The organism is Shigella sp. FC1567 (genome assembly GCF_001743015.1).
Classification (GTDB): Bacteria; Pseudomonadota; Gammaproteobacteria; order Enterobacterales; family Enterobacteriaceae; genus Escherichia; species Escherichia coli.
This window is the reverse complement of the sequence record NZ_MIIV01000097.1, coordinates 1-7723: the sequence shown is the minus strand read 5'-3', so window position 1 is coordinate 7723 and position 7723 is coordinate 1. Positions and strand designations below refer to the sequence as shown.

The window sequence follows — 7723 nt, the reverse complement described above, 5'->3', positions numbered from 1 at the left end:
TGTCGCCATTGTTCGATTAACGCGTATTTTTCAGCGACTCCTGTGCAAAATACGCTGTTGCTTTTTTTAATATATCTCGCTCAAGGCGAGCTTCATTTAACGCCTTACGCAGTTGCAGAATTTCAGATTCCAGTTCAGCCACCGTGCGGGAACCAGGAGTACCGAGCCCTTTTCTGGCGGCGGTAACCCATTGTCCTAAAGTGCCTTCAGGAAGGGATAATCGGGAAGCGCCTTCACTGATCGAAAGTTGATTTTCAAGAACCGTTCTGACAGCTTCGGCTTTGAACTCTTTAGAGTAACGTTGGTTTTTTCTGCTCATTATTAGCTCCTTCTGATGCCATTCTATTTCAGGAAGGAGTGTCCGTTAAACTCAGGCTACCTCAGGCTGATCTAAGAGTGACGAAAAGAGTTTATCTTTCAGCGTGAGATCGTGTTCATAGACAATGCGACGAATGCTGCCTTCAATGCCCAGACGATCGGCATGATTCTGATAATAGAAAACGAAATCTTCACTCAGAACATCGTGGAGAAACGGAATGGTGAGGAGATCTTTGGGAAGCTGGCTCAGAGAGTCGCTGTCGAGAAAGAGGTCCGGCTCATTGAGATCGATTTGCAGATTGTTGTGCATCACCAGCGGCGACAACGTTTTTTCTGGCCCACTGCCAGCATATTGCAACGCCCAGACGCCAGCGGAAAGCAGTACTATTGCGCCAAAACCTACAAGACCATAGAACCGCCAGCCTTTCGCCTTTTTTTCACCACTCATTGCCACATTCCTTGTGTATAGCCAGCCATTTTTTACGGGCACAGCCAAACTTTACCGTGCCCTAATACGACAAAAGCCCAGACTTTGCAGCCTGGACTTTTCAATTCAAACAAGGGAGATAGCTCCCTTTTGGCATGAAGAAGTAAAATTATTCTTCTTCTGGCTCGTCGTCAACGTCCACTTCCGGAGCGATTTCATCGTCCCCTTCCGCGGCACTGCCGTCGATGGTATCGAGATCTTCCTCGTCAACCGGTTCAGCAACACGTTGCAGACCCACTACGTTTTCATCTTCCGCAGTACGGATGAGGATCACGCCCTGGGTGTTACGGCCCACGATGCTGATTTCTGAAACGCGAGTACGTACCAGCGTACCGGCATCGGTGATCATCATGATCTGGTCGCAGTCATCTACCTGTACCGCGCCAACAACTAAACCGTTACGTTCGGTAACCTTGATGGAGATAACCCCTTTCGTCGCACGCGACTTGGTTGGGTATTCCGCCACTGCGGTACGTTTACCGTAACCGTTTTGTGTTGCGGTGAGGATTGCGCCATCGCCACGAGGCACGATCAGAGAGACGACTTTATCGCCTTCACCTAAGCGAATACCGCGAACACCGGTGGTGTTGCAGCCCATCGCACGGACAGAAGACTCTTTAAAGCGCACCACTTTACCTTCAGCGGAGAACAGCATTACTTCGTCTTCGCCGCTGGTCAGGTCAACGCCGATCAGCTCATCGCCGTCAACCAGTTTGATCGCCACTTTACCGGCGGTACGCAGACGGTTGAACTCGGTGAGGACAGTTTTCTTCACGGTACCGTTAGCGGTCGCCATGAAGACTTTCACGCCTTCTTCAAACTCGGTCACTGGCAGGATCGCAGTGATACGTTCGTCCTGCTCCAGCGGCAGCAGGTTGACGATCGGACGACCGCGCGCGCCACGAGTGGCTTCCGGCAACTGATAAACTTTCATCGAATAGACGCGACCACGGCTGGAGAAGCACAGAATATGGTCGTGAGTGTTCGCCACCAGCAGTCGGTCGATAAAGTCTTCTTCTTTAATACGTGCGGCAGATTTACCTTTCCCGCCACGACGCTGCGCTTCGTATTCAGAAAGCGGCTGATACTTAACGTAGCCCTGGTGAGAGAGCGTCACTACCACATCTTCCTGAGTGATCAGATCTTCCAGGTTGATGTCTGCGCTGTTGGCGGTGATTTCAGTACGACGTTTGTCACCGAACTGTTCACGAACCAGCTCCAGCTCTTCACGGATCACTTCCATCAAACGATCGGCGCTACCAAGAATACGCAACAGTTCCGCGATCTGATCCAGCAGCTCTTTGTATTCGTCGAGCAGTTTTTCGTGCTCAAGGCCGGTCAGTTTCTGCAAACGCAGATCCAGAATCGCCTGAGCTTGCTGTTCGGTCAGGTAGTACAGACCATCACGCACGCCGAACTCTGGCTCCAGCCATTCCGGACGCGCAGCATCGTCGCCAGCACGTTCGAGCATCGCGGCAACGTTGCCCAGCTGCCACGGATTAGCAACCAGCGCAGTTTTCGCTTCTGCAGGCGTCGGCGCATGACGGATCAGTTCGATGATCGGGTCGATGTTCGCCAGCGCCACGGCTAATGCTTCAAGGATATGAGCACGATCGCGAGCTTTACGCAGTTCGAAAATAGTACGACGGGTCACCACTTCACGGCGGTGACGAACAAACGCCGCGATGATGTCTTTCAGGTTCATGATCTTCGGCTGACCATGGTGCAATGCCACCATGTTGATACCGAAAGAAACCTGCAACTGGGTCTGGGAGTAGAGGTTGTTGAGCACAACTTCACCGACCGCATCGCGTTTCACTTCAATCACGATGCGCATACCGTCTTTGTCAGACTCGTCACGCAGCGCGCTGATGCCTTCCACGCGTTTTTCTTTTACCAGTTCCGCAATCTTCTCGATCAGGCGCGCTTTGTTTACCTGATACGGAATTTCGTGGACGATAATGGTTTCACGACCGGTTTTGGCGTCAACTTCCACTTCTGCGCGAGCGCGGATATACACCTTGCCGCGACCGGTACGGTAAGCTTCTTCAATACCGCGACGACCGTTAATGATTGCCGCCGTCGGGAAGTCCGGCCCCGGGATGTGTTCCATCAGCCCTTCAATGCTGATGTCTTCATCATCGATATACGCCAGACAACCGTTGATGACTTCCGTCAGGTTGTGCGGCGGGATGTTGGTTGCCATACCTACGGCGATACCGGAAGAACCGTTCACCAGCAGGTTAGGAATTTTGGTTGGCATGACGTCGGGAATTTTTTCCGTGCCGTCATAGTTATCAACGAAATCGACCGTCTCTTTTTCGAGATCGGCCATCAGTTCATGGGCAATTTTCGCCAGACGGATTTCCGTATAACGCATTGCCGCCGCAGAGTCGCCGTCGATGGAACCGAAGTTACCCTGACCGTCTACCAGCATGTAACGCAGCGAGAATGGCTGCGCCATACGGACGATCGTGTCATAAACCGCCGAGTCACCATGGGGATGGTATTTACCGATTACGTCACCAACGACACGGGCAGATTTTTTATAGGCTTTGTTCCAGTCATTGCCTAGTACGTTCATGGCGTAAAGTACGCGACGGTGTACCGGCTTCAGGCCATCTCGGACATCTGGCAGCGCACGGCCAACAATGACCGACATCGCATAATCTAGATAGGAGCTCTTCAGCTCTTCCTCAATGTTGACCGGTGTAATTTCTCTCGCAAGGTCGCTCATCTAACCGCTATCCCTCTACTGTATCCCGGATTCAAAGGTCGCAAATTATAACACAGCCGCGCAGTTTGAGGTAAACCTATACGCTTTATTCACATCCAATGCCTGATATACTCGTTTGTCTTGCCAATTACGGAGTAGAAGTGCCAATGAATGCCGAAAAATCGCCGGAAAACCATAACGTAGACCACGAAGAGATCGCTAAATTTGAAGCCGTCGCCTCCCGCTGGTGGGATCTTGAAGGTGAGTTCAAACCGTTGCACCGCATTAACCCGCTGCGTCTGGGCTATATTGCCGAGCGTGCTGGCGGTTTATTTGGCAAAAAGGTGCTCGATGTCGGTTGTGGCGGCGGCATTCTGGCCGAGAGTATGGCGCGCGAAGGCGCGACGGTGACCGGTCTGGATATGGGCTTTGAGCCATTGCAGGTGGCAAAACTGCACGCGCTGGAAAGCGGCATTCAGGTGGATTATGTGCAGGAAACCGTGGAAGAGCACGCGGCAAAACATGCCGGGCAGTATGATGTGGTGACCTGCATGGAGATGCTGGAGCACGTCCCCGATCCGCAGTCAGTGGTCAGAGCCTGTGCGCAACTGGTGAAACCAAGCGGCGATGTCTTTTTCTCGACGCTTAACCGCAACGGCAAGTCATGGCTGATGGCGGTGGTTGGCGCGGAATATATTTTGCGCATGGTGCCCAAAGGCACGCATGATGTGAAGAAGTTTATTAAACCGGCAGAACTGCTTGGCTGGGTAGATCAGACAAGCCTTAAAGAGCGACATATAACTGGGCTACATTACAACCCGCTCACTAATACTTTTAAACTCGGCCCCGGCGTGGATGTGAACTATATGCTGCACACGCAGAATAAGTGAGGTTGTTGTTTGGCCGAGCCAATGCCTGATGCGACGCTTGCCGCGTCTTATCAGGCCTACAAATGCTCCCCGTAGGCCGGATAAGGCGTTTACGCCGCATCCGGCAACCGTGCCGACTAGACAGTGATTACCATTTCACCGTCATCGACAAAAACCCTGCCGTCTGGGCAAAATCATCACTCCCTTTCTGCCACGCCACGCTGCCGCGCAGGGACACTCGCTGACTGATATTGCCCGTGACTCCCACTTTTATTTCACCCCGTCGCTTCACCGCATCGTCACTGATAGTGCTGCCATCTTCTTCAATTTCCGTCGCATGGGGATCGTGATAATAATTCAGATCTAATGTTGGTGTGACACCAACCGCGGTACGCCATTCGCTGTGTAAACCCAGCCGCGTCTGAATATCATCCCCCTGCGATTGTGACACGCGCGCATGGTTAGCGGCGGTAAAATCATCCTGCTGCACGTCCTGATAAATCACCTGCGCCTGCGGTTCAATCACCACACCACGCCCCGGTAACCACTGATACCCGGCTTCCAGCGAGGCGATAATCCCCGACGAATGGTAACGATCCACGCCATCTTCATGTTCGGAAACATCATTGTTAAACCACGCGTATTGCAGCCAGCTATCCAGCCAGGCCCCCTGCTTCTAATTACCGTGCTGATACCAGCTTGAGGTCAGCCCAACGGCATAACCGTGGTTCTGGTTATCGGCGCGAGTTCCGGTCATATTCGAGCGGCTGTCGCCCTGATTATCACTGTAGCCACCAACCGCCCCAAGCATCCACTCGCCATCCGTGCCCCAGCGCCCGCTAAACAAGCCGCCGCTAAGCTGCACCGTAGAAGTGTCTTCCTGCTGAGCCAGTTGCCCTGCCGCCGTGTAATGATAACGTCCGCCGATAACACGTAAATTCAGCGTCTGACCATCGCCACCAGCGTGATCGCGTCGCTCCATCATAAACGCCTGATTTGCCGCCCGCAGGTTATTGAGATAACCGCCAACTTTGGCATTCAGCACCGGCTGGTAAGCGGGGATTGGATCGGGTGTTGGGTCAGGATCGGGTGTTGGGTCCGGGTCTGGATCAGGTGGCGATGGCGGCGTTACTTCTTGCGATCGCAGATACCAGTCGTTGTTATCTTCCACTAGCGTGTAGTCATACGCTCCCATGTTGACGTAGCCACTGCCAGCCAGACTGAACTGTGCATTGTTTTGAAACTGCGTGGGATCAGCTGCGAAATCAACCACTTTAATGCCTGTCGATGTCGGCTCACCAATCCCTGTAATGGAGTTAACCACCACAGTTGTGTTGCCAGCAGTATTACCGTTCATCACCAATTGATCGCTTACCGAGTCATCGCCGTTTAATTCGCTGTCGAACAGTAGCGTACCGCCGCCAGTATAATCACCGTTTACCGTTAGCGTATCGCCAGCGACGCCATTTTGCAGGCTAACCGCACCGGACGTATTGGTCAGATCACCATTAACCGTCACGTCGGCAAGATAGGTCAGGCTGTCAGTTTCAAGGTTGGTATTAAGCTCACCTGTCAACGTCACGCCATCGGTAGCATTCACCAGCGTCCCATCGCCGTTAAACAATGAGGCATTAAGGGCGACGGAAGTATCCTGCCCGGTCAGACGCAAAACCGTACCATCGCTGATATCGATAGTGCCGCTGGAAGTAGCATCGATAGACTGAATATCCTGATCCGCGCCAGTAACGAACGTCGCCCCATCACCGACCCACAGTGACGAAGCATAAGGAAAGATATCCGCAACATCGCCTTTCAGGGTGCCTTCTTCGACACGTACTGCCGACTGCGTTGTACCGCTGGCGGTCAGCTCCAGCGTACCCGCCCCCGTTTTAGTAAATGTGCTACCCTCATCCTGATGCTGCCCGCTGCTGTCAGCCATCAGTGCGCCCCACTGCGTGTCTACCCCCGCATCAACTGCCACTTCACCGTCGGCGCGCATTTCAATATCACGCCCATGCTCAGTCGTCGTAGAGCGAGTATCGACATTGGCAGTAATCTCCATCACGCTTTCTTGTTGCTTATCGGTAAAGATAACCTGGCGGTTATAGTGGGTATCTCCAAGCTGCGAGTTGTCGCTCACCATCAGCGTACCGGAGGCGATTTGTGTTGTGCCCAAATAACTATTATTGTTTGCCAGACTTACCTGCCCGTCGCTCGCATCGACCACCACGTAGACGCCATCTTTCCCGTCGCCGCGGATATGCAAATTGTCGCCACCTGCAAGATCTACCACATCCTGACTGCCGATAACCGTTCCGCTGCTGCCACTGACTTCAAGGCCATCATTGTATGATGTGCCGCTCTGCCAGGTGGAGAAATCAGAGAGATCGAGCACACCGCCGTTTAACACGATCGACTGCGGATCGTCCTGGAGAGCGGCGAGATCTGCCGCGTCGCCTTCCAGCGAAAGCACCGCACCATCATCAACGACTATATCGCCGGTTAGCGCCATCGACTGCGCCCCCGACAGCACGTAGCTGCCGTTTTGCGCAATGGTGAGCTGACCAGCACCTTCGATGGTGCCAGCAAAACTACCTTGATTAACAGTAACATTGCCACCAGCATCGATATTTAAAGTGCCATTCTGAAAGCCCGTCAATGAGTGCACAAAGGTTTGTTGGGTGGAGCCAACGTTTAGCTCTGCCTGATTCTGGTACTTATCAATACTCCCTATCGTCAGACCGTAGCAGTCTTGCGGATCGTCCTGGCAATGCGTATCGCCGACATTCATCAGGGAGTTGCTGCGGCCCAGGGTAACTTCACCGTTTTCAATCTGCATCTCGCCAGTAAAGTCATTGTTATCTGCATTAAGTACCAGATCGCCGGAACCTGTTTTGGTGATCAACCCGGTACCAGCAATAGAGTCAACAGCTCCGTCATTCTCTGTATTGCCGATAACCAGCGTTTTTCCGTCGGCAATATCAAAGGTAACTTCACTTAAGCCGAGATACATAAAGCCACCCGCCGCAGTGGAAGGACCATCTCCATAGCCTGCTGGGTAATGACTCCAACTTACTGATAGTGTTTTATGTTCAGATAATGCCCGATGACCTTGTCATGCAGCTCCACCGATTTTGAGAACGACAGTGACTTCCGTCCCAGCCTTGCCAGATGTTGTCTCAGATTCAGATTATGTCGCTCAATGCGCTGAGTGTAACGCTTGCTGATAACGTGCAGCTTTCCCTTCAGGCGTGATTCATACAGCGGCCAGCCATCCGTCATCCATACCACGACCTCAAAGGCCGACAGCAGGCTCAGAAGACGCTCCAGTGT

General features: G+C 52.8%; 3 protein-coding genes and 3 pseudogenes. 1 reads left to right on the top strand and 5 read right to left on the bottom strand.

The genetic code is table 11. The annotated features are described in order from the left end of the window. The 3 genes and pseudogenes from BHE85_RS07410 to gyrA form a co-directional block, all read right to left on the bottom strand. Positions 1–319 (bottom strand): annotated as a pseudogene (locus BHE85_RS07410) (transposase); the annotation flags it as partial. Positions 320–373: 54 nt separating this feature from the next. After that, positions 374–766: pseudogene (locus BHE85_RS07405) on the bottom strand (DUF2138 family protein); the annotation flags it as partial. Positions 767–914: 148 nt separating this feature from the next. Continuing rightward, the gene (gyrA, locus tag BHE85_RS07400) at positions 915–3542 is read right to left on the bottom strand and encodes a DNA topoisomerase (ATP-hydrolyzing) subunit A (RefSeq protein ID WP_001281242.1); all 2628 of its coding nucleotides are present in this window, start codon (positions 3540–3542) and stop codon (positions 915–917) included. Between the two features lie 146 nt (positions 3543–3688). On the opposite strand from gyrA, the gene ubiG reads away from it, so the two are divergent. Beyond that, positions 3689–4411, top strand: coding sequence for a bifunctional 2-polyprenyl-6-hydroxyphenol methylase/3-demethylubiquinol 3-O-methyltransferase UbiG (ubiG, locus tag BHE85_RS07395; protein ID WP_039064178.1), 723 nt, complete (start codon positions 3689–3691; stop codon positions 4409–4411). 127 nt (positions 4412–4538) lie between these two features. Here ubiG and yfaL read toward each other — a convergent pair. After that, a pseudogene (yfaL, locus tag BHE85_RS07390) lies at positions 4539–7448 on the bottom strand (AIDA-I family autotransporter adhesin YfaL/EhaC); the annotation flags it as partial. Between the two features lie 14 nt (positions 7449–7462). Then, a partial coding sequence (locus tag BHE85_RS07380) for an IS1 family transposase (protein WP_000317683.1) occupies positions 7463–7723 on the bottom strand: 261 nt, incomplete at its 5' end.